The 19,149-nt window shown below is 71.3% G+C and carries 20 protein-coding genes, 2 pseudogenes and 1 riboswitch; of the genes and pseudogenes, 11 read left to right on the top strand and 11 right to left on the bottom strand.

The window, feature by feature from the left end; genetic code table 11:
- Positions 1-334 precede the first annotated feature (334 nt).
- Positions 335-955 (bottom strand): pyridoxamine 5'-phosphate oxidase family protein, encoded by a 621-nt coding sequence (locus CA983_RS08690; RefSeq protein ID WP_244206754.1) that lies wholly within the window; start codon positions 953-955, stop codon positions 335-337.
- A gap of 440 nt (positions 956-1,395) precedes the next feature.
- Here CA983_RS08690 and CA983_RS49430 point away from each other — a divergent pair, with 440 nt between their 5' ends.
- Positions 1,396-1,734, top strand: a complete 339-nt coding sequence (locus CA983_RS49430) for a hypothetical protein (RefSeq protein ID WP_425276434.1) — start codon at positions 1,396-1,398, stop codon at positions 1,732-1,734.
- Between the two features lie 128 nt (positions 1,735-1,862).
- On the opposite strand, the gene CA983_RS08680 is transcribed toward CA983_RS49430, so the two are convergent.
- The gene (locus CA983_RS08680) at positions 1,863-2,591 is read right to left on the bottom strand and encodes a hypothetical protein (protein WP_208636922.1); all 729 of its coding nucleotides are present in this window, start codon (positions 2,589-2,591) and stop codon (positions 1,863-1,865) included.
- Positions 2,592-2,594: 3 nt separating this feature from the next.
- Between CA983_RS08680 and CA983_RS08675 the strand changes: the two genes are divergently transcribed.
- The 5 genes and pseudogenes from CA983_RS08675 (at position 2,595) to CA983_RS08655 (ending at position 7,685) form a co-directional block, all read left to right on the top strand.
- A complete protein-coding gene (locus CA983_RS08675; RefSeq protein WP_341866657.1) occupies positions 2,595-3,287 on the top strand; it encodes a PucR family transcriptional regulator in 693 nt (230 codons plus the stop codon).
- A gap of 248 nt (positions 3,288-3,535) precedes the next feature.
- On the top strand, positions 3,536-4,423 hold the full coding sequence (locus CA983_RS08670) for a helix-turn-helix domain-containing protein (protein ID WP_086600288.1): 888 nt from the start codon (positions 3,536-3,538) through the stop codon (positions 4,421-4,423).
- A pseudogene (locus CA983_RS08665) lies at positions 4,420-5,084 on the top strand (HAD family hydrolase). Before CA983_RS08670 ends, CA983_RS08665 begins: the two are co-directional and overlap by 4 nt.
- 301 nt (positions 5,085-5,385) lie before the next feature.
- A complete protein-coding gene (locus tag CA983_RS08660; protein WP_086600287.1) occupies positions 5,386-6,243 on the top strand; it encodes an NAD(P)-dependent oxidoreductase in 858 nt (285 codons plus the stop codon).
- Positions 6,240-7,685, top strand: coding sequence for a GntT/GntP/DsdX family permease (locus tag CA983_RS08655; protein WP_086600286.1), 1,446 nt, complete (start codon positions 6,240-6,242; stop codon positions 7,683-7,685). Before CA983_RS08660 ends, CA983_RS08655 begins: the two co-directional genes overlap by 4 nt.
- Positions 7,686-7,722: 37 nt before the next feature.
- Here the strand turns inward: CA983_RS08655 and CA983_RS08650 are convergent, their stop codons facing one another.
- Positions 7,723-7,863 (bottom strand): NAD(P)-dependent oxidoreductase, encoded by a 141-nt coding sequence (locus CA983_RS08650; protein ID WP_425276433.1) that lies wholly within the window; start codon positions 7,861-7,863, stop codon positions 7,723-7,725.
- A gap of 181 nt (positions 7,864-8,044) precedes the next feature.
- On the opposite strand from CA983_RS08650, the gene CA983_RS08645 reads away from it, so the two are divergent.
- Positions 8,045-8,581 (top strand): hypothetical protein, encoded by a 537-nt coding sequence (locus CA983_RS08645; protein ID WP_086600285.1) that lies wholly within the window; start codon positions 8,045-8,047, stop codon positions 8,579-8,581.
- 472 nt (positions 8,582-9,053) lie between these two features.
- Positions 9,054-9,182 (top strand): hypothetical protein, encoded by a 129-nt coding sequence (locus tag CA983_RS48885; protein ID WP_279628426.1) that lies wholly within the window; start codon positions 9,054-9,056, stop codon positions 9,180-9,182.
- Positions 9,183-9,226: 44 nt separating this feature from the next.
- Here the strand turns inward: CA983_RS48885 and CA983_RS08635 are convergent.
- Positions 9,227-9,672, bottom strand: a pseudogene (locus CA983_RS08635) (SRPBCC family protein).
- Between the two features lie 201 nt (positions 9,673-9,873).
- On the opposite strand from CA983_RS08635, the gene CA983_RS08630 reads away from it, so the two are divergent.
- Complete coding sequence (locus tag CA983_RS08630) at positions 9,874-10,446, top strand: DM13 domain-containing protein (RefSeq protein WP_086600284.1); 573 nt, start codon at positions 9,874-9,876, stop codon at positions 10,444-10,446.
- A gap of 27 nt (positions 10,447-10,473) precedes the next feature.
- On the opposite strand, the gene CA983_RS45775 is transcribed toward CA983_RS08630, so the two are convergent.
- Positions 10,474-10,743, bottom strand: coding sequence for a hypothetical protein (locus tag CA983_RS45775; protein WP_143645465.1), 270 nt, complete (start codon positions 10,741-10,743; stop codon positions 10,474-10,476).
- A gap of 101 nt (positions 10,744-10,844) precedes the next feature.
- Positions 10,845-12,659, bottom strand: coding sequence for an ABC transporter ATP-binding protein (locus CA983_RS08625; protein ID WP_086600283.1), 1,815 nt, complete (start codon positions 12,657-12,659; stop codon positions 10,845-10,847).
- A gap of 366 nt (positions 12,660-13,025) precedes the next feature.
- Between CA983_RS08625 and CA983_RS08620 the strand changes: the two genes are divergently transcribed.
- Entirely contained in the window at positions 13,026-13,694 is a 669-nt protein-coding gene (locus CA983_RS08620) for a hypothetical protein (protein ID WP_086600282.1), read from the top strand.
- A gap of 192 nt (positions 13,695-13,886) precedes the next feature.
- On the opposite strand, the gene CA983_RS08615 is transcribed toward CA983_RS08620, so the two are convergent.
- On the bottom strand, positions 13,887-14,543 hold the full coding sequence (locus tag CA983_RS08615) for a maleylpyruvate isomerase N-terminal domain-containing protein (protein ID WP_086600294.1): 657 nt from the start codon (positions 14,541-14,543) through the stop codon (positions 13,887-13,889).
- 187 nt (positions 14,544-14,730) lie between these two features.
- Here CA983_RS08615 and CA983_RS08610 point away from each other — a divergent pair, with 187 nt between their 5' ends.
- A complete protein-coding gene (locus tag CA983_RS08610) occupies positions 14,731-15,858 on the top strand; it encodes an amidinotransferase (RefSeq protein ID WP_086600293.1) in 1,128 nt (375 codons plus the stop codon).
- Between the two features lie 169 nt (positions 15,859-16,027).
- On the opposite strand, the gene CA983_RS08605 is transcribed toward CA983_RS08610, so the two are convergent.
- Genes CA983_RS08605 through CA983_RS08590 form a run of 4 tightly spaced genes read right to left on the bottom strand, consistent with a single transcriptional unit; the run spans position 16,028 to position 18,700 of the window.
- Entirely contained in the window at positions 16,028-16,882 is an 855-nt protein-coding gene (locus tag CA983_RS08605; RefSeq protein WP_086600281.1) for an energy-coupling factor ABC transporter ATP-binding protein, read from the bottom strand.
- Complete coding sequence (cbiQ, locus tag CA983_RS08600) at positions 16,879-17,628, bottom strand: cobalt ECF transporter T component CbiQ (protein WP_086600280.1); 750 nt, start codon at positions 17,626-17,628, stop codon at positions 16,879-16,881. Before cbiQ ends, CA983_RS08605 begins: the two co-directional genes overlap by 4 nt.
- A gap of 5 nt (positions 17,629-17,633) precedes the next feature.
- Positions 17,634-18,002, bottom strand: a complete 369-nt coding sequence (locus CA983_RS08595) for an energy-coupling factor ABC transporter substrate-binding protein (RefSeq protein WP_086600279.1) — start codon at positions 18,000-18,002, stop codon at positions 17,634-17,636.
- Positions 17,999-18,700, bottom strand: a complete 702-nt coding sequence (locus tag CA983_RS08590; protein WP_086600278.1) for an energy-coupling factor ABC transporter permease — start codon at positions 18,698-18,700, stop codon at positions 17,999-18,001. The genes CA983_RS08595 and CA983_RS08590 overlap by 4 nt, the downstream gene beginning before the upstream one ends.
- Positions 18,701-18,730: 30 nt before the next feature.
- Positions 18,731-18,915: riboswitch (cobalamin riboswitch) on the bottom strand.
- Between the last annotated feature and the right edge of the window lie 234 nt (positions 18,916-19,149).

Raw genomic sequence — 19,149 nt, 5'->3', positions numbered from 1 at the left:
GCGGCCCTGGTCCTGGTCCAGGTGCGCGGCGGCTGGTTCGACTGCCCCTGGGCTGTGACCCGCACGGTCCGGATGGGACGTGGTGCGGGTCGAAGGCCGCCGCCTGCACCTGGACACCGCCGCGGTCCCCGCGACCATGTCCTCGACCTGGTCGAGCACCTCGGCGCATGCGCGGCTGCAGGTTGAGGGCCCTTGCCCGGACGCGGCGCTCAGGCAGTTTGTCCAGCGCCACCGCGCCGAAGCCCGCCAGCGCCGGCTCTCCGACCACGACTTCGGTCGCACGCTGAGACAAAGGAGAAACCGGAAGACCTATCGGTATTTTTCGGGGTGGCCTTCAGCGGGGATCGAGTCCCCGCTCCCGGGCCGCCGCTCCGAAGTAGTCGCCACCCTTGCGCTTGGGGTCGTCGGTGCCCCAGGCCTGTTCGCCGTCGGCGGCGGAGCGGTCCGTGCCGTTGGTGTTCTGCCTGAGGGGGGCTCTGACCAGCCTCGGTATGTGCTTGGAGCAGTGGATGTATGCCTCTTCGACCTCGACCTCCACCCATAGGTGGGGGCGGCGGCCGGGTACCGGGTCGACCGGCAGGTCCGGAATCCTCTGGCGCATCGTGTCGTCGGTGACCAGTTGTGCGCGGCCGTTGACATGGAGGCCGATACGGTCCTGGGAGAAGTCGATCATCAGCATGCCGATGTGCGGGTTCTCCCGGATGTTGCCGAGCGAGGCCATGACGCCGTTCCCGCGGTACTCCGGGTATGCCAGGGTCGCGTCGTCGAGTACCCGGAGGAAACCTGGCGGGCCGGCCCGGAAGGTGCTGTCGCATTCGCCGTGGCTGTCCGCGGTCGCGAGGAAGAACATCTCCTGGCGGGCCACGAACTCCTGCATGCGCGGGTTGAGCCGGTGCAGAACCTGCTCGTCGTAGAACCGGTCGGCACGGCCGACGGTGCCCAACTCGCGTTGCATCCGGTGCTCGCCGTGGCTTCCGGGCCGGTCTGCCCGCTCATCGTGGTGCAACGGTCCTCCTGACAGGATTTCGGCAGGGCGGCAGCTCGTCGAGCCGTGGGATCGGGACTCGCGTCCGTGTCCGGGCCCTGCTCTCGGTGTTCACCTCGGCGTACGTGACTGATTTGGTCACCTGGCTGGCCGAAAATCGTCACCGGCCATGCAGGAGAGACTAGAGCAGGCGCTCGCACGGCCCGTAGACGGGACAGCATCCCCGGGATGTCGATCGGTACGAGGGTCACGGCCGGGGTGCCGCGTGGGGTGAGCCGCCAGTCGTCAAGCCAGTGCACCAGGGGGTGTCCCCACCCGTGAGCGGTGGCTCGCCGGATGGGCGGCTGCATGCGCAAGGAGTGATCGTGTACGCACGGGTATCCCCGCGCGCCGGGTGACCTTGACGGACGATGAAGAGGGAACAGCGTGACTCGGTCACCACGCTCCACTCCGCGTTCCCGCCCTTCAGCGGCGAGGACTACGCCCTTTCCCTCTACCTGGAGCGCGTCCCCGGCACGTACACCTTCCTCGGCGTCCGCGCCCCCGGCGCCCCCGTCACCACCAGCTACCCGAACTTCCCCGACTTCGCCCCGGACGAGCGGCCCATCGCCATCGGCGTACGGGGACCGGGGGGATCGCGGAGCGGACCCACCGTTGGACATCCGTCGCGAGGCGCGGCGGCCGCATGCCGGATCAGTCCGGCCGCGGCACGTCGCCGAGGGCCTCACGCAGTTGGGCGCGGCCGGTGATGCCGAGCTTGGGGAAGATCTTGTGCAGGTGGAAGCCGATGGTGGCGGAGACAGGTAGAGCCGGGCACCGATGTCCCGGTTGGTCAGGCCCTCGGCCGTCAGTCGGGCGATCTGCAACTCCTGCGGCGTCAGGCCGGACACGGCTTCCGGCGCCGCGGCGGGTACCACCGCCACGCCCGCCGCGCGGAGTTCGGCGGCGGTGCGCTCGACCCAGGGCCGGGCGTCCAGCCGTTCGAAGATCTCCAGGGCGGTGCCGAGTACAGGGCGTGCCTCGACGGACCCTCGACGGCGCGCAGCCATTCACCGAAGTTCAGGTGCGCGAGGGCGTGCTCGAACGGCCAGCGGGCGGTGACCGGGTCCGTCGCCACGCGGAAGTGGGCCTCCGCTTCCTCGGGATCGCCCAGCAGGGCCGAGGCACGGTGCACGACCGCGTCCAGGCGGGCGGAGCGGGATGCGCCCATGGCCCGTTCGGCGGCGTGCAGAACGACGCGGGCGTCGGCCGCCTGCCCGGCGCGGACGGCGGCCGCGGCGAGGTCGGAGAGGCAGTACAGGGAGACGTGGTAGTGCACGGGTTCCGGGTGGAAGTCGCGGGTGAAGGCCCGGCGGAGCTGCTCGTACGCCGACTGGTGATCGCCCTCCGCGAGGAACGCCGTTCCGCGTGCCTGACGGTAACGCCCGTACAGGCTGTGCGACTTGCGCAGATCGAGACCGCGCACCGCGCCGCTCGCCCGTGCGTGCGCCGCCGCGTGGTCCCCCTGCGCGGCGCGTAGCTCGGCCTGCTCGGCACCAGCCCGGTCGCACGCGACGCCGCGCGGCGACAGGCGCTGGACAGCGGGCTGCTGAGGGAGACGCCGCACGTCGTGGTGAGCGTCGTCCAGGTGTCCCGTGGCGAGGAGCCCCCGGACGGATCGAGGTGGCCCTCAGGGGCGCGGTGGAGGGATTCCGGCAGACGCGTTCGGCACACGGCGTCATGGCGGTCGAGCAGGACCGGGCAGTCCTGCTCCAGGTCCGTGACCGGGGTCCGGGCCCGGACGAACTGCGCGAGCAGTCCCCGGCGCATCATCGAGGAACTCGGCACCTTCCTCGACGCGTCAGCCGCTCCGGTGGTCGGCATCGGCGGGCGCCGGACCGGTCTCGCCGACGCGTGGACCTCGTACGAGCAGGCACTCGTGGCGGTCCGTGCGGCGCGCCGCCTGCCACACCTGAAGGGCCTGGGCGACTGGGCGGAACTGGGGGAGTTCGCCGTGCTCCTGCAACTGCCGGAGTACGCCCTGAACGCGGCGCTGCGTCCGCAGCCGCTGCGCGCCCTGGCCGAGGCTCATGGCGGTGCCCGGCTGCGGGACACCCTGCGGTGCTTCCTGGACAACGCCGGCTCGATCCCCAGGACGGCGGACGCCCCACAACTCCACCGGACGTCGCTGTACTACCGTCTGCGGCAGATACGGGAGATCACCGGCCTCGACCTGGACAACGGCGCCGACCGGCTGGTCCTGTACATGGGCCTTCGGGTCGAGGACCTCCTCGCCACGCCGGGTGAACAGGCACGAGTCTGACCCCGGCCCGCCGAACGCCGGGACCTGCCGGCTCACGCGGCGGCCTTCCTGCAGAGCGAGGAAAGTCTCAGCCGGATTCCCACGGCGCGCGGTGGCGGCCGAAACCGTCGGTGCACGACGATGTCGTACACCGACGCTGACAGGGGGGAAGGCCGTGGGCGAACCGACGACGAACGACGTTGCCAAGCCGGAGTACCGCGACAGCGCGCGTGTCTCCCGGTGACCCGGGCCCGGAGCTAGGAGTTCTCATGACCGAGTTATCGATGACCCGTGTGTCCGACCGCGTTCAGATGCTGTCCGCGATGCCCGACGAGGGGGAGGGCGAGTTCCTGTACCTGGGCCTGCACGTCCGGGGGACGGTCGCGCTCACCCGGCCCGGGGAGGACGGGGCCTTCCTGGAGCCGGGGGACATGGTCTTCTGCGATCCGGCCCGGCGTGATGTCCTCCGGTTCGGTCAGGACTGCCTGATGACGTACTTCCGGACAACCCGCCGCCACCTGGGCGTCGCGGAGCCGGACCTGGACCGGGTCGTGGGCGTGCCCGTGCGGCACGGTGCCGGGATGGGCGCGCTGGTGTCGGGCTTCCTGTCCGCGCTCGCCGCCGAGGAGGAGTTCCACCGGTCGGCGATCGGGGACCGGCTCGCCCGCAGTGCCGTGGACCTCCTCGCCGTCCTCGTCATGGAACTCCTTCATGCGGAGACGGGACCGGAGACGTCCGGCGCGTCGACGGCCGGCGGCGAGATGCTGTCGCGGATCCGGGCCTTCATCGAGGAGCATCTGACGGAGCCGGAGCTGTCACCGGAATCGATCGCCCGCGCGCATCACATCTCCGTCCGCTATCTGCACAAGCTCTTCCAGGACGACGGCACGACAGTGGGCCAGTGGGTACGGCAGCGCAGGCTGGACTCGTGCAGGCAGGAACTCGGCCGGACGTCGCATCGCAGGACGACCGTGGCCGCCGTGGCACACCGCTGGGGCTTCAGCAGCCCCTCGCACTTCAGCCGCACGTTCCGGGACGCCTACGGCATGTCCCCCAGTGAATGGCAGGCGTTGGCGGCGTCGGGTGCCGGCTCGCCGATCACCGACGCGCGGGCCGGTGAAGGGCTTTCCGCAGCTCCTGGCATGATCACGACGTGACCAGTGAGCGTGTGCAGTCCGGCCCCAGAACGTGCGTCCTCTTCGACGTCGACGGCACGTTGATCGACGCCTGGACAACCAGCGCCGGGTCTGGGCAAGTTGGGCGGGGCGATACCGGCTTGACGCGGCTGAGGTCTACCGGGTGGCCTTGCGGACGCGGCCGATGGAGACCTTCGCCGAGGTGGCTCCGGACCAGGATCCAAGGGAGTGCCTGGCTGCGCTGCATGAACTGGAGGACGAGGACGTCCGGTCCGGCGTCTATGCGGCCTTCGACGGCGCGTCGCAGCTGCTGGGCGCCCTGCCGTCGGGGGCGTGGGCGCTGGTGACCTCCAACTACGAGCACCGGGTGCGCGGGCGATTCGCCCGGACGGGTCTGCCGGTCCCGCGCGTCATCGTGGACGCCGCCGCGGTGGAAGAAGGCAAACCCTCGCCCGTGCCCTACCTGCTGGCCGCCGAGCAGCTCGGTGTCCGGCCCGAGGACTGCCTGGTCATCGAGGACGCCCCGTCCGGCGTCGAAGCGGGGCTGCGGGCCGGCATGACGGTATGGGGAGTCAACACCGCGGCTGCGGTGGCCGGAGTGCACCGTCACTTCGCGAGCCTGTGCGAAGCGGTCCCCGGCATCCTCGCCTTCGCCGGGCCGGAGGGATCAGCGCCGGAGTGACGTGATCAGGGTGTGGCCGGCGTGATCAGGGCGTCGACTGCCGGTGGTCCACCGGTGGGCCGGCGGGCCGCTCAGGGCCGGGGACGGACCCGGGAAGCCCACCACCCACCAGCCGGAGGACCAGCAGTCCGGCGTCCATCGTGTTCCCGCCTGTTCCTGTCCGTTCCTGACGTTCCCGTGCCGGTGCGGGGATCAGCCGGCGGCGTGAGCGCCGAGCATGGCCTGCGCGTAGACGACTCCGAGGCCGTAGGCTCCGGCGTGCTCTTTCACCACGTCCGTCGTCGCGGCGTAGGGCCTCCCCATGACGCGCCGCCTCGCCGGTGAACTGCCCGTGTCCGTATACGACATCGCCGCCGACCGGCGGGCGGCCCTGGCCGCCGAGGGCGCCCGCGACGCGGCGTCTCCGGCCGAGGCCGCCCGTGACGCCGATGTCGTCGTGCTCGCCGTACGCGACCAGGCGCAGGTCGAGGACGCGCTGTTCGGTGAGAACGGCGCCGCCCGAGCGCTGCGCCCCGGCGCGGTCGTGATCCTCACCAGCACCGTCGGCCCGGAGGCGGCACGCACCACCGCCCTGCGGCTCGCCGAGCGCGGTGTGCTCACCGTGGACGCGCCCGTCAGGGGCGGCCCGGTCCGGGCCGGCGAGGGCGATCTGCTGATCGTCGTCGGCGCCGAGGAAGTGGCCCTGAAGACGGCCCGGCCGGTCCTCGACCTGCTCGCCTCGACCCTCACGGTCGTCGGCCCGCGCCCCGGCGACGGCCAGGCGATGAAGGCCGTCAACCAGCTGCTGGCCGGCGTGCACATCGCGGCAGCGGCCGAGGCGATCGCGCTCGCCCGCGGGCTCGGGCTCGACCCGGCCACGGTCGTGGACAGCCTCAAGCACGGCGCCGCCGGCTCTTTCATGTTCGCCGACCGCGGGCCGCGCATGGTCCAGACGTACGACGACGGGCCCGGCCCCGAGGTCAAGTCGCGCCTCGACATCTTCGTCAAGGACATGGGCATCGTCACCGGCATCGCCAAGGACGCCCACGTCCCGGTGCCCCTGGCCGCCGCGGCCGAACAGCTCTACCTGCTCGGCGAGCGCGCCGGACTCGGCGCCCGCGACGACTCCTCCGTCGTCACCGTCCTGTCTCCCCAGTCCCGGGAAGGAGAGGGACGATGAGCCACACCGCTCTCCTCGTCATCGCGGTCGCCGGTGTCGTGGCCCTGCTCCTGCTCATTCTCAGAGCCAAGGTCCAGCCCTTCGTCGCCCTCGTCGTCGTCAGCATCGGCGTCGCGCTGGCCGCGGGCGTGCCCGCCGCCGACCTGGTGAAGACCATCGAGGACGGCATGGGCTCCACCCTGGGCCACATCGCCACCATCATCGCGCTGGGCGCGATGATCGGCCGGATCGTCGAACTCTCCGGAGGCGCCCACGCGTTCGCGCACCACCTCATCGAGAGGTTCGGCTCCCGGCGCACCCCGCTCGCCCTGACCGTCGCCGGATTCGTCCTGGGCATCCCGGTCTTCTTCGAGGTCGGCCTGATCATCCTGATGCCGATCGCGTACGGCGTCGCCCGCGCCTCCCGCAAGCCGCTGCTCGTCTACGCGCTGCCCATGGGCGCCGCGATGCTCACCGTGCACGCCTTCCTGCCGCCGCACCCCGGTGCCGTCGCGGCCACCGAGGCGATCGGCGCCAGCCAGGGCCTGGTGCTGCTGATGGGCATTCCCATCACGGCCGTTGTCGTCCTGCTCGGCTCTTTCGTCTCCCGTCGGCTGTCCCGCCGCGAGTACCCGATGGACCCGACGGTGGACGCCGAGGTATACGGCGAACCGGAGGCCGGGGGCCAGGGCACGCACGCCACGGCGGGCACCGCCGAGAGCCCGTCCTCGGGCGGCGGCAAAGCCACCGCTGTACTGACCCGGCAGGCGCCCTCGGGCACCGACCTCCCTCCGCCCTCCTTCGGCATGGTCCTCGCACTGATCGTCACCCCGATCCTGCTGATCCTCCTCGACACCATCGGCCAGAACACACTCACCGAGGGCTCCACCCTGCGAGCCGTACTCACCGTCCTGGGCGCCCCGATGGTGGCCCTCCTCATCGACGTCGCCCTGTGCGGCTGGTTCCTGGGCGCCCGCCGCGGCTGGAACCGCGCACGCATCGCCGAGGTCATGGGCTCCGCGCTGCCGCCCGTCGCGATGGTGATCCTGGTCCCCGGCGCGGGCGGTGTCTTCGGCAAGGTCCTGGTCGCCAGCGGCGTCGGCGACGCGATCGCCGACGTCCTGGAACGCACCGGCCTGCCCGTGCTGCTGCTGGCCTTCCTCACCTCCCTCGCCCTACGCGCCGCCCAGGGTTCGGCGACCGTCGCCCTCATCACCACCGCCGGCATCCTCACCCCCCTGCTGCACCGCGCCGACCTGTCCACCGGTCAGCTGTCGCTGGTGGCCCTGGCGATGGGCGCGGGAGCCCTCGCGCTGTCCCACATCAACGACGCCGGCTACTGGATGTTCACCAAGCTCGCCGGTCTCGACGTCGCGGCGGGGCTGCGCACGTGGACGGTCCTGACGACCGTCATGGGATGCGCGGGCTTCGCCCTCACCGCGGCCCTGTGGCCGCTGGTCTGACCCGGCACGCGGACATACGAAGCTGCCCGTCCGGGCCTCACCGGCCTGGACGGGCAGCTTCGACGTGTGATCCCAGTCCCGCCGAGTGAAGATCCCCGCCGCGCAGCGCTGCCAGGAGGGCTTCCTCGTCGACGACCCCGCCGCGGCCGGTGTTGACCAGGGTCGCGGTCGGTTTCATCACGGCGAGTTCGGGGGAGCGGTCTCCGCTGTGTACGGGCCGCCAGGGACAGCCCCGGTCCGCGCGCGATGCGAACACGGCCACCCGCAGCCCCGCATCGGGGTTCTCCAGACCCTCCCCTCATCGGCGGGTTACTGTACGATCACGCCGCGTTGCCGTCGGTCAGCCGAGGAGGAACACTGTGTCATCGCCCTGCGACCCCCAGCACGCTCCCGCCGGCGATGTGGGCGCAGCACTCATGATGATCGACTCCCGGCTCAAGGCCATCTACGACGGCAGATCCGAGACCGACGCCGAACAGCAAGCGCTGACCGACCAGTTCGCCGTGTCCTTGGGGCCCCGCGGGGTCGATGACTTGCTGGACGGGGCGTGCACGCTCATCTACATGTTCATGCAGTGGCTGCGGATGGCCTACGAGGACCACGACAAGGACGTCATCGAGTACGTGGTGCCCAACCTCGTGGCCACGATGGGCATGATGCCCAAGAGCGTCCGTCCCGAAGCCATCCCCACCATGGCCGGACTGCTCGTCGCTGCCGGTACCGGCCTGAGCCCGAGTCTGTGGCGCAAGCAGTACGGGGACTGGACCATGGACGAGATGAATCCCCTGGAAGCCACCGCCTTCCTGCTCGCGGAGCACATCAACCGCCTCACCGACGACCGCGACTTCGCCACCCGCATGATCACCGAAGCCCTGACCAGGGCGGACGAAGGCTGACCGCCGGGCGGGGTCATGAAGCCCCTGCCCACTCTGTACACGCCGTCGCTGTCGCGCCATGCCCGGGCGGCCCTGGCAACCTCCGCCAGGTCGTCCGTCCTGCCGTCGATGAGGGGCATGTTCTGGAACGATTCCGTTCCCCAGATCGACCACCGCAGGCCGCGACGCACTGTTGGCTCTTCGGAGGCAGCCCTCTTCGGTTCGCGGTGGCCGGCACAGTACTGGAATGGGATGAGGCCGAGCGCAACCGGGAGCGGTTTCGTCGGCTACATCGAGACCGCGTGCGCGATGCAGGCCGCCGACAACGGCTTCGCCGACGTTCTGACCATGACTTCCCCACCGCCAAGGCCAGAGGGCGGCTGCGTGAGCATTTCGACCCTTCGGATCTGGTGCTGATCCACAGGGCCGACGCCGGTGTCGTCAACGCCACCGGCGACGAGCCCCGGACGCCTGGCGACGCGTCGTCGCCCTGATGATCCAGTCGCTGGAGGCCCCGGCCCGCGGCCCCCTGCCCGACCCGCCCGGGCGCGAGGCGCTCTACAAGGCGATGCTCCGCGCCGGCCAGCGGGCCCCCACCCCGGCGCCGGGCAAGGGCGGCTGACCACAGACGTTGGGCCATCTGGGTATACGCCGTGACGGATACCGTTACCGCCCGGTGAGCCGCTGTTCGAGGTCGCGCAGGTCCTTGCGGATGGAGGAGCGGACCTGACGGGCCAGCAGCGGCGCGGCCAGCCGGTAGAAGCCGCCTTCGCCGCCCCGGACGCGAATGCGGGCGCGTGTGCCCCGTGCGTCCGGCTCGAAGGCGTACGTGACATGCATGGGCATCGGGCCGGCCACGGAGATCATCTCCAGCCGATGAGGCGGTTCGTACGCGGCCACACGCAGCACGTAGTCGATGCGTCGGCCGAGGAAGTATGCCGTCCGCGTGATCTCGGCGTTCACGCCGAAGCCGCCTTCATCCGCCTCCCGGGTCAGCTCCGCGGTGCGGATGCCCTGGGTCCACTCGGCGTCATGCGCCAGTCCATGGCGTACTCGGCCACACGCCCGGGCGGAAGCGGGATCACGCGCTCCGCGGACACGTCGATCGTCATGGCGCTGCTTCCTTGTCCTCGGTCGGCCAAGATGCGGGGTCGGCTGCCGAGGCTCAGGATCCTCGATGCCCGGGGCGGGCGCACGACGAGCTGTCGAGGGCGACCGACGTAAGGATTCCGTCATCAGCTGCGGGGTGTGGGGCGGCCGCACGGTGGCGTTGAATCGGGAGGGTTGCAGGAACTCTCAGGAGGCGAGCGGGGATGGGGCGCGTGCGCAAGGTGTTGACCGGGCCGTTGGTCATCGCGGTGCTGGTGGTGGCGGTCGGCGGAGTCGGATTCGGGCTGTACTGGTTCCAGCCCTGGAAGCTGTGGCAGGACGAGACCGTTCAAGAGGCCCTGCCCGGGGTCGCGGAGACATCCGCCCCTCCCGCCGCGGCGCCCTCCGAGCCACCCTCCGAGTCGCCTTCCCCGGCCACCGGTCCGCGGACACTGGCGAGCGGTGAGCTGATCAGCCACGAGCACGCGACCTCGGGCACGGTGAAGCTCGTACGGCTGGCCGACGGTTCTCATGTCGTCCGGCTGGAGAACCTGAACACCAGCAACGGACCGGACCTGCGCGTCTGGCTGACCGACGCGCCGGTGAAGCAGGGGAAGGCGGGCTGGCACGTCTTCGACGACGGCAAGTACGTCAGCCTCGGCAAGCTCAAAGGCAACAAGGGAAGCCAGAACTACGCCCTCCCCGGTGACGCGGACCTGTCGAGCTTCAGCAGCGTGAGCATCTGGTGCGACCGTTTCGACGTGTCGTTCGGCGCCGCGGAGCTGGCCCGGGTCTGACAGCGGGGTGCCGGCTCCGCAGCCGGGTCATCCCGTGCCGTACAGCGTCGTGGGCAGTTCGATCGCGGCCTGGGTGGTGGGATGCGGTTCCCCGGCCTCGTGCCGCCCGACGCCGGTTCCGGCCCGGAAGGCCGCGCTGACCTGCTGCGCGGGCTGGCCGCCATGACACCCGGCCAGGCCGGGCCCGATCACCCAGATCCTGGCCCGTTGCTCTCCGCCGTGCTGCACAGCGACCCCGAGGAGCTGGCCCCAGGGCGGTCCATGACCGACTTCGGCCTCGACTCGCTGCTGACCCACTTCGCGCACCTGGTGCACAGCAGGCCGGACCTCTCCCCGTACCGGTTCCGCGAAGGTCGTCTCCTCACGGGTGGGGAGACGACCTCCGTACCGCGCCGTGTTCAGAGCACCTCGGCACGCCCCGCGGTGTCGTCGAGGAAGCCGCCCGACTGGTGCTGCCACAGCTTTGCGTAGGCGCCGTCGAACGCGAGCAACTCCTGGTGCGTGCCCTGTTCGACGATCCGTCCGCGGTCGAGGACGACGAGCTGGTCCATGCCGGCGACCGTGCTCAGCCGGTGCGCCACCACCAGGGCGGTCCGCCCGTCCATGAGCCGCCACAGCGCCTCCTGCACGAGGAGTTCGCTCTCCGAGTCCAGGGCGCTGGTCGCCTCGTCGAGCAGCAGGATCGGCGCGTCGCGCAGGATCGCCCGGGCGAGAGCGACGCGCTGGCGCTGACCGCCGGACAGCTTGACGCCGCGCTCGCCCACCATGGTGTCGAAGCCGTCCGGCAGCCCGTCGGCGAACTCCGTGACATGGGCCGCCTCGGCCGCGCGGCGGATCTCGGCCTCGGTGGCGTCCGGCCGGGCGAACGCGATGTTGTCCCGCAGGGTGCGGTGGAACATCGCCGGGTCCTGCGGCACGTAGGCGATCTGGCCGCGCAGGTCGGCCTGGCGCAGCCGGCTGATGTCCTGGCCCCCGACGAGGATGCGGCCGCCGTCGATGTCCGTCATCCGTAACAGCAGCCGGGTGAGGGAGGTCTTGCCGCCGCCGGACCGGCCGACCAGGCCGATCCGCGCCCCGCTCGGCACGTCCAGGTCGAGACCCTCGAACAGCGGCCTGCCACCCCGGTGCGCGAAGGTCACCTTCTCGAAGCGGATGTCGGCGGCCCGGGGCCGCAGCGGCTCCGGCGACGGCGGGTCGAGCACGGTGGGCGGTGTCAGGAGCAGCTCGGTGAACTGCGCGGCCTCCGTCATCGAGCTCTCCAGCCGGCGGTAGATCTGGTTGAACTCGAACATGATCCGCGTCGCGTTGCCGTAGTAGGTGAAGGCGACCACGATCGCCTCCACGCCGTGCCCGCCCCCGGCGAGCGTGACCGCGAACAGCAGGCCCACCGCGTTGGTCAGCACGAACAGCGGCGCGACCAGCGTGTCGATTCGGAGGTTGCCGTAGTCCCACGACCGCAGCGTCAGCCGGCGCGACGTGGCGACCCGGGAGCGGTGCTCGGCGGCCTCGCGCTCCTCCGCGGCGAACGCCCGCACCGTGTCCATGTTCATCAGACTGTCGGCGACGTGGCCCGAGACCCGGGCGATCGCCTCCTCACGCTGGTCGACCAGCACCTGGCGGCGCCGGATGAGAGGCACCACCAGCACCGCGGTCAGCGCGATCATCACCAGCAGTCCGACCACGAGCAGGGGTTCGTAGCGCCACAGCACCACCGCCCCGAAGACCAGCGGTACGAAGCTGCCCACGATCTGGAACGCCAGCGTGTCCACGAACTGCTCGAAACGCGAGGCGAAACTCAGCACGCGCTTGGTCAGCGAACCGGCGAAGTTGTCGTGGAAGAACGAGGCGTCCTTGGCGAACAGCTCGTCCATCCCGATCACGTACAGGTGCTCGATACCGAGGGCGTCGAGGCGGTTGAGGCAGTGCACCGCGACGCGCCACAGCGCCTCCGCGAGCAGCAGGACTCCGGCGAAGCCGAGGACGTACGGCAGTGTCGAGTCGACCGTGACGTCCCTGTCGTCGGCGATGTCGCCGACGAGCTTGGCGACGATCAGCGGCGCGATGTAGTTGATCCCGATGTTGCCCAGCGCCATGAGCAGCATCGCGGGTGCCGTCAGCCGGCGGAGCCGGGACAACTCCCGTCCGTAGTAACGAAGTGCGAGAAGTACCGAGCGCTTGCCCGGCTGAACCCGGCGTGATTCAGGCGTTTCCATCCCACCCCTGTGTCGTTCTGTGGCCGCCCGCCACGCGCTCGTGCGGGCAGGGGCCATCACCGAAACGGATGTGTGGAGATTCGGGTCGAGTCCGGAAGTGTCCCGCGATGGCGACCGCGGAGTCCAAGCGTTTTCCGGCCGGGCGGTGGTGCGCAGGGAGCGCCAAGGGGCACGGTCGGCGGACTCGGTGCGGTGCGGTGGTGCGGAACCGCCCGGGTTCAGGAACGCAAGTGGGCGGGGGTGTCGGTAGGACCACCCCCCGCATCGGGTGTCCAGGCCCAGGGACGGGCCGTGCCGGCGGCGGCAGCATGAGTGTCGTCGGCAATGGGCCGACGACGAACCCGCCACCGGACTTCGGGTGACCCCATGACCGAGACCTTCGCCAGGCGCCTGACGGGCCTCGCCGGCATCGCCGCCGCGGCCGCCCTGATCATCGAAGTACCGCTGTACTTCGTCTACTCCGGCCCGCCGCCGGACGCGAACGTCCTCACCAGGCTGCTGCTCGCGATCTTCTCGCTGGCGTTCCTGATCGTGTTCGTGACGGCCTTCCGCGAGCTGGCCAAGCGGTTGAACCCGGCCTACGAGTGGGTCGGTTCGATGGCCTTCGCCACCGGGCTCGTCTACGCGACGGTCACCCTGGTCTCCAGCGGGCTGGAAGCCGGCGCGGTCATCGCCGCCGACCGTTCGATCGATCCGACCATCGCGGTCAGCGGCACCTACATCCTCTACGGGTCGATCGGTCGTGTGCTGCTGACCGTGTTCCTGGTCGCGGTGGGCTTCGGCATCTCCCGGACGAACCTGCTGCCGCGCTGGACCAGCCGCTCCGCCTACGTCCTGGCCGGTGTCAATGTGGCCTTCGTGCCGTCCCTGTTCTTCGGCAACGACCCGGCGGACTTCTACGCGGCGAACGGCTGGGGCACCACCGCCTCGATGGGCGCGATCCTCAGCTCCTGGCTCCTCGCCCTGGGCATCTCCACCTACCGCAGCGCCACCCGCCGTACGCCGTCGGCCGGTTCACCGGCCCTGCGGCACTGACACCACGGCCGGCCAAGCCGCCACGCCACCGCGATCCCGCCACGCCACCGCCATCCCGCCACGCCACCGCCATCCCGCCACGCCACCGCCATCCCGCCACGCCACCGCCATCCCGCCACGTCACCGCGATCCCGCCAGGTCCAGGAGCCTCAGATGCTCCTGGGCCTGGTTTGCGAGTGCCCGGTGGCCCGCTCAGCMCAGGTAGAGCGGGAACTTCGAGGCCGGTTCGTCGAGTTCGGCCCGCTCCGCGTCGGTCGGCGGTCGCCGCCCCGTGCCCACCAGCAGCGCGTCCCGGTCGGAGAACGACGGGGGGAACGCGCCCCCGGCGATCCGCTCCAGCATCTCGCGGGACCGGGCGAGCCCCTCCGCGGGTGGCGGCGCGGCGTCCGGGAGGTGGGCGATCAGGTCCAGATGGTGCAGTGTCCACTCCATGACGTACGTGGAGAGGTAGTCGCCCACGGTGAGAACCTCGTCGCGGGTGCCGACCCTGAGGTCCGGGTCGGCCAGCTCCGCGGCGCGGCCCGCGGCGGAGCCGACATCGTCCAGGTGGAACTTGAGCAGGTGCGGTTCCTCGTACGCGGCGGCCAGCCGGACGGTCAGCGCGTCGAGCGGGTCGTCGCCGGTCGGCGGCGTGTCGGAGATCTCCCAGTAGGTCAGCGCGTCCCGGGTCGGTTCCCCGTCGGCGGGGGTGGCGAGGGTGATCAGGACGTCCTGCGCGTCGATGACCAGATGGCACACCAGGTCCCGCACCAGCCAGCCGGTACAGCCGGACGGCCGGGAGAAGTCCTCGTCGGACAGGTCGGCGACCGCCGCGCGCAATGCCGTCCAGGAGCGTGAGAAGAGATCCACATCGGCAACGTAGTGCCGTGCCGCGAGGCCGGACAAGCGTTTCTTCGGACGGCCGGCTCCCCCGTGCGGCCGATGCGAGCGGGCGCGACTGTTGACGTGCACAGCGCGAGCACGCCACGTTGAGTAACCTGGTAAGTGCGGTGCATCACCGAAATCCCGCGATCCGAAGGTGGTGGGCATGGCCATCATGGGGAGGGCCAGGACATCGGCCGCGACCGACGAGGCCGTGGAGCCTGTCGTCTCGCCGGTCAACTCGCACACCGAGTGGGATCCGCTGGAGGAGATCATCGTCGGGCGTCTCGAGGGCGCGACGATCCCCTCCGACCACCCGGTCGTCACCTGCAACGTGCCGACCTGGGCCGGACGGCTGCAGGGCCTGGCCGCCGGCCTGCGGTATCCGCGCATGCTCGTCGAGCAGGCCCAGCAGGAGATCGACGGGTTCGTCGCCCTGCTCGAGTCCCTCGGCGTCACGGTCAGGCGGCCGGACGCGGTCGACCACCGGCGCCGCTTCGGCACCCCGGACTGGACCTCACGGGGCTTCTGCAACACCTGCCCCCGGGACAGCATGCTCGTGATCGGCGACGAGATCATCGAAACCCCGATGGCCTGGCCCTGCCGGTACTTCGAGACCCACTCCTACCGCCCGCTCCTCAAGGACTACTTCCGGCGCGGCGCGCGCTGGACGTCGGCCCCCAAGCCGCAGCTCACGGACGAACTGTTCGATCCGGACTTCCGGGTCCCGAAGGACGGCGAGCCGATGAGGTACATCCTCACCGAGTTCGAGCCCGTCTTCGACGCGGCGGACTTCGTCCGGGCCGGACGGGACCTGTTCGTCACGCGCAGCAACGTCACGAACCGGATGGGCATCGACTGGCTGCGCCGCCATCTCGGGCCGGAGTACCGCATCCACGAGATCGAGAGCCGCTGCCGCACGCCCATGCACATCGACACGACGTTCGTGCTGCTCGCGCCCGGAAAGGTGCTGGTCAACCCCGAGTACATCGACGTCGACCGGCTGCCCGACGTCCTGAGCTCGTGGGACGTCCTGGTCGCGCCCGAGCCCGACCCCATCGACGAGGCCCTGCTCAAGGTCACGTCGATGTGCGGCAAGTGGCTCAGCATGAACGTGCTCATGATCGACGAACAGCGGGTGATCGCGGAGCGGCACCACACCGGCATGCTGCGGGCCCTGGAGAAGTGGGGCTTCGAGCCGATCCCGTGCGACCTGCTGCACTACGCGCCGTTCGGCGGCTCGTTCCACTGCGCGACGCTCGACATCCGGCGCCGCGGCTCGCTCCAGTCCTACTTCGACTGACCGGCCGGCCAGGAAGTCGCGTACGGCCTGCCGCGCCGCGTTCCGGCGCGGCACGAGCATGCCGACTGGACACCGCCGGGCCCGGGCTGACGGCACCGCACACCGTTCCACGGCAGCGGCGGACTCCGGAGCGAGCCCGCGACCGAGTGGCGACCAAGAGGGGCGCCCCTCAGGCTCCGTGCGCCCCCAGCCGTCCGGCCGCGAGGGCGGCGAGTTCGGCGGGCGTACGCGGCCCCGGCTCCGTGCCGGTCAACAGCCCCTGCGCGCGGAGGAGTTCCGCCGCGGCGGCACCCCAGGGCAGACGCAGACCCGCCTCCCGGAGGAGATCGGTGCGGGCCAGTGCCTCGGGGGCGGGCCCGGTGCGGACTCCGGACGGGGTGAGGAGCGCCGCGTCGTCGGCCCAGCGCAGGGCGAGGTCGACGTCGTGAGTGGCCATCACCACCGTGGTGCCGGTCTCGCGGAGTCGGTCGAGCGTGGTGAGGAGCCGTTCCTGGCCGTCGGGGTCGAGTCCGGCCGTCGGCTCGTCGAGGACGAGGACACGGGGCCGCATGGCGACCGCGCCCGCGATGGCGGTGCGTTTGCGCTGCCCGTAGGAGAGCAGGTGGGTGGGCCGGTCGGCCAGGGCGGTGATGTCCAGGGCTGCGAGCGCCTCCGCCACACGCGCGCGCACCTGCGTGTCGTCCAGACCGAGGTTCAGCGGTCCGAACGACACGTCCTGCTCGACGGACGCCGCGAAGAGCTGGTCGTCCGGGTCCTGGACCACCAGCTGGACTGTCGTCCGCAGCCGGGTCAGGCCCTTGCGGTCGTACGTCACCGGCTGCCCGTCGACCGTCAACCGGCCCGCGTGAGGCCGCAGTCCGCCGCTGAGGAGCCGCATCAGCGTGGTCTTGCCGCTGCCGTTGCGGCCGAGCAGCGCGAGCGCGCGCCCCTCGCGGATCTCGAAGTCGAGGCCGCTGAGTACGGCCGGGCCGTCCTCGTAGGCGAAGGACGCGCCCCGCAGGGCGACGAGGGCGGGCTCGCTCATGTCAGCGGCCTTTCCAGTACGAAGGTGAGGACGGCCAGCGCCGCGAGGAGCACGCAACTGGCGGCCGTGAAGCGGACGGAGACGCGGGCCTCGGGCACCAGGACGCGCAGGGTGCCGTCGTAGCCGCGCCCGGCGAGACCGGCCTGGAGGCGGACCGCCCGGTCGAAGGCACGCACGAACGCGGTGGCGGCGAGACCGCCCAGCGAACGCCAGGCGGCGGCCCGCGTGGTGTGCCCGAGCCGGGCGGCCTGCGCGTCACGGACCCGGCGCACGGAGTCCAGCAGCAGAAAGCTCATGCGGTACGTCACGAGCGCGACGTCGACGACCGCCGCGGGCACCCCGGCCCGGACCAGACGCGGCAGCAGGTCGGACATGGGCGTGGTGAACGCGAACAGCAGCACCCCCAGGGAGGCCGCCGAGGTGCGCAGCAGCAACTCCCCGGCCCGCAACGGCCCGTCACCGGCGAGGGACACGAAGCCCTCCGGCCCGCCGACCTGCACGAGCAGCGTCAACGCGCCCGTCACACAGAAACCCAGCGGCACCCGGTAGGCCCGCCACAGCCTCCGCCAGGGCACGCCCGCAGGACCCAGCAGCACCACCAGGGCGGTCAGCAGCACCAGAGCCGCGCCCGGCCAGGGCGGCAGCGAGATCGCCAGCACGGTCAGGCCCAGGCCGAGCACGGCCTTGTCCACGGGATGGCGGCGGCGCCAGCGGCTGCTGTGCGCCGCCGCGTCGATCGGCAGCACGCGGCTCAGGCCCTTTCGGCCGTGGACTCCTCGGCGGCGCCGGCCGCCGGGCCATCGGAGTCCCGCTCCCGCGCCCGCTGCTCACCCTGCCGCCTGCCCCGGCGCAGGCCGAAGTAGTAGGCGAGGACACCGGCGCCGAGGGCCGCCTGGAGGGAGAACAGCGCCGACTCGATCTCACCGGACGGCGGTTCGTACAGGGGCGAGAACCAGGGCTCGTAGTCCGGCTCGATCTCGGTGATCGCCGTCTCGGCCTCGCCGTCGGCGCCCGTGAACGGCTCCTCCTTGTGGTCGCCGAGGCCGAGCGCGAGCGGCAGCACGGCGAGCGCGACCACGACGAGCAGCAGCAGGACGTTGATCTTCGTGTTCCTGCTCATCGGGTCACCGCCTCGGTCTCGCTGCGGGACTGCTTGTCGGCGCTGAGTACACCCAGCCGGGTCAGTTCGCCCTTGCTGGACTGCACCAGCAGCCGCATCACGAGCACCGTCAGCAGGCCCTCGCTCACCGCGAGCGGGATCTGGGTGACGGCGAAGATGGAGCCGAACTTGCCGAGCGCGCCCAGGAACCCGCTGCCCGGGTCGGGGAACGCGAGCGCCAGCTGCACGCTCGTGACGCAGTAGGTGGACAGGTCGGCGACGAACGCCGCGAAGAACACGGCGACCATCAGCGGCACGTCGTACCGCCGCAGCAGCCGGTACACCGCGTATCCCGCCCACGGCCCGACGATCGCCATGGAGAAGACGTTGGCGCCGAGCGTGGTCAGGCCGCCGTGCGCGAGCAGCAGTGCCTGGAAGAGCAGGGTGATGGTGCCCAGCACCGCCATGACGGGCGGCCGGAACAGGATGGCTCCCAGGCCCGTGCCGGTGGGGTGGGAGCAGCTGCCGGTGACGGACGGCAGTTTCAGGGCGGACAGGACGAACGTGAAGGCGCCGGAGGCGCCGAGGAGCAGGGTGCTCTCGGGGTGCTCGCGCACCTCACGGGTGAGCGACCGGGCTCCGTGGACGACGAACGGCGCGGACGCGACACCCCAGGCGACGGCGTGCGCCGGAGGCAGGAAACCCTCGGCAATGTGCATGGCTCAGCAGACCCTCTCCAGCACCTCGTGGATGGTTGACGCGCCTTGGCCGGTCTCCTGGCTCACGGGTCCCACCGCCCGTACTCCGCCTTCCCGGGTCCGTGAGGACCCAGTGGCTGCCCGCGAGGGCCGGAGCCGGACTTCCCGATCACAGTGGCGAGGGCCGCACCGGCATCACACCGGATTTCCCGTTCACCAAGGCGTGGTGACAGTAATGCCGAGATAAGGGCCATGACAAGCCAGCCGAGGGGGCGCGCGAGGGGGCGCGTGAAGGGGCGACCGCTCGCACACCGGCGCAGGAGGGCTCAGTCGTCGCCCTCGTCGTCATCGTCCTCCCCGTTCTCCCAGGACCGCGGAGGCTGCTCCTGCTTGGGCTTGTCCGCCTTCTCCGGCGGGCCGCTGCTCACCTCCGGCGTCGGGCTCGTGGAGCCGGGCGTCGGTTCGGCGAG

The sequence above is a fragment of the Streptomyces swartbergensis genome, assembly GCF_002148965.1.
In the GTDB taxonomy this organism is placed as follows: Bacteria; Actinomycetota; Actinomycetes; order Streptomycetales; family Streptomycetaceae; genus Streptomyces; species Streptomyces swartbergensis.
This window is presented reverse-complemented; position numbering and strand designations above follow the sequence as displayed.

Bases quoted from the DNA above. Each gene is read 5' to 3' on its own strand.
- CA983_RS08690 (WP_244206754.1), bottom strand. From the start codon at position 955: ATGCAACGCGAGTTGGGCACCGTCGGCCGTGCCGACCGGTTCTACGAC.
- CA983_RS49430 (WP_425276434.1), top strand. From the start codon at position 1,396: ATGAAGAGGGAACAGCGTGACTCGGTCACCACGCTCCACTCCGCGTTC.
- CA983_RS08670 (WP_086600288.1), top strand. From the start codon at position 3,536: ATGACCGAGTTATCGATGACCCGTGTGTCCGACCGCGTTCAGATGCTG.
- CA983_RS08660 (WP_086600287.1), top strand. From the start codon at position 5,386: ATGACGCGCCGCCTCGCCGGTGAACTGCCCGTGTCCGTATACGACATC.
- CA983_RS08655 (WP_086600286.1), top strand. From the start codon at position 6,240: ATGAGCCACACCGCTCTCCTCGTCATCGCGGTCGCCGGTGTCGTGGCC.
- CA983_RS08650 (WP_425276433.1), bottom strand. From the start codon at position 7,863: ATGAAACCGACCGCGACCCTGGTCAACACCGGCCGCGGCGGGGTCGTC.
- CA983_RS48885 (WP_279628426.1), top strand. From the start codon at position 9,054: ATGATCCAGTCGCTGGAGGCCCCGGCCCGCGGCCCCCTGCCCGACCCG.
- CA983_RS08630 (WP_086600284.1), top strand. From the start codon at position 9,874: ATGGGGCGCGTGCGCAAGGTGTTGACCGGGCCGTTGGTCATCGCGGTG.
- CA983_RS08625 (WP_086600283.1), bottom strand. From the start codon at position 12,659: ATGGAAACGCCTGAATCACGCCGGGTTCAGCCGGGCAAGCGCTCGGTA.
- CA983_RS08620 (WP_086600282.1), top strand. From the start codon at position 13,026: ATGACCGAGACCTTCGCCAGGCGCCTGACGGGCCTCGCCGGCATCGCC.
- CA983_RS08610 (WP_086600293.1), top strand. From the start codon at position 14,731: ATGGGGAGGGCCAGGACATCGGCCGCGACCGACGAGGCCGTGGAGCCT.
- CA983_RS08605 (WP_086600281.1), bottom strand. From the start codon at position 16,882: ATGAGCGAGCCCGCCCTCGTCGCCCTGCGGGGCGCGTCCTTCGCCTAC.
- CA983_RS08595 (WP_086600279.1), bottom strand. From the start codon at position 18,002: ATGAGCAGGAACACGAAGATCAACGTCCTGCTGCTGCTCGTCGTGGTC.
- CA983_RS08590 (WP_086600278.1), bottom strand. From the start codon at position 18,700: ATGCACATTGCCGAGGGTTTCCTGCCTCCGGCGCACGCCGTCGCCTGG.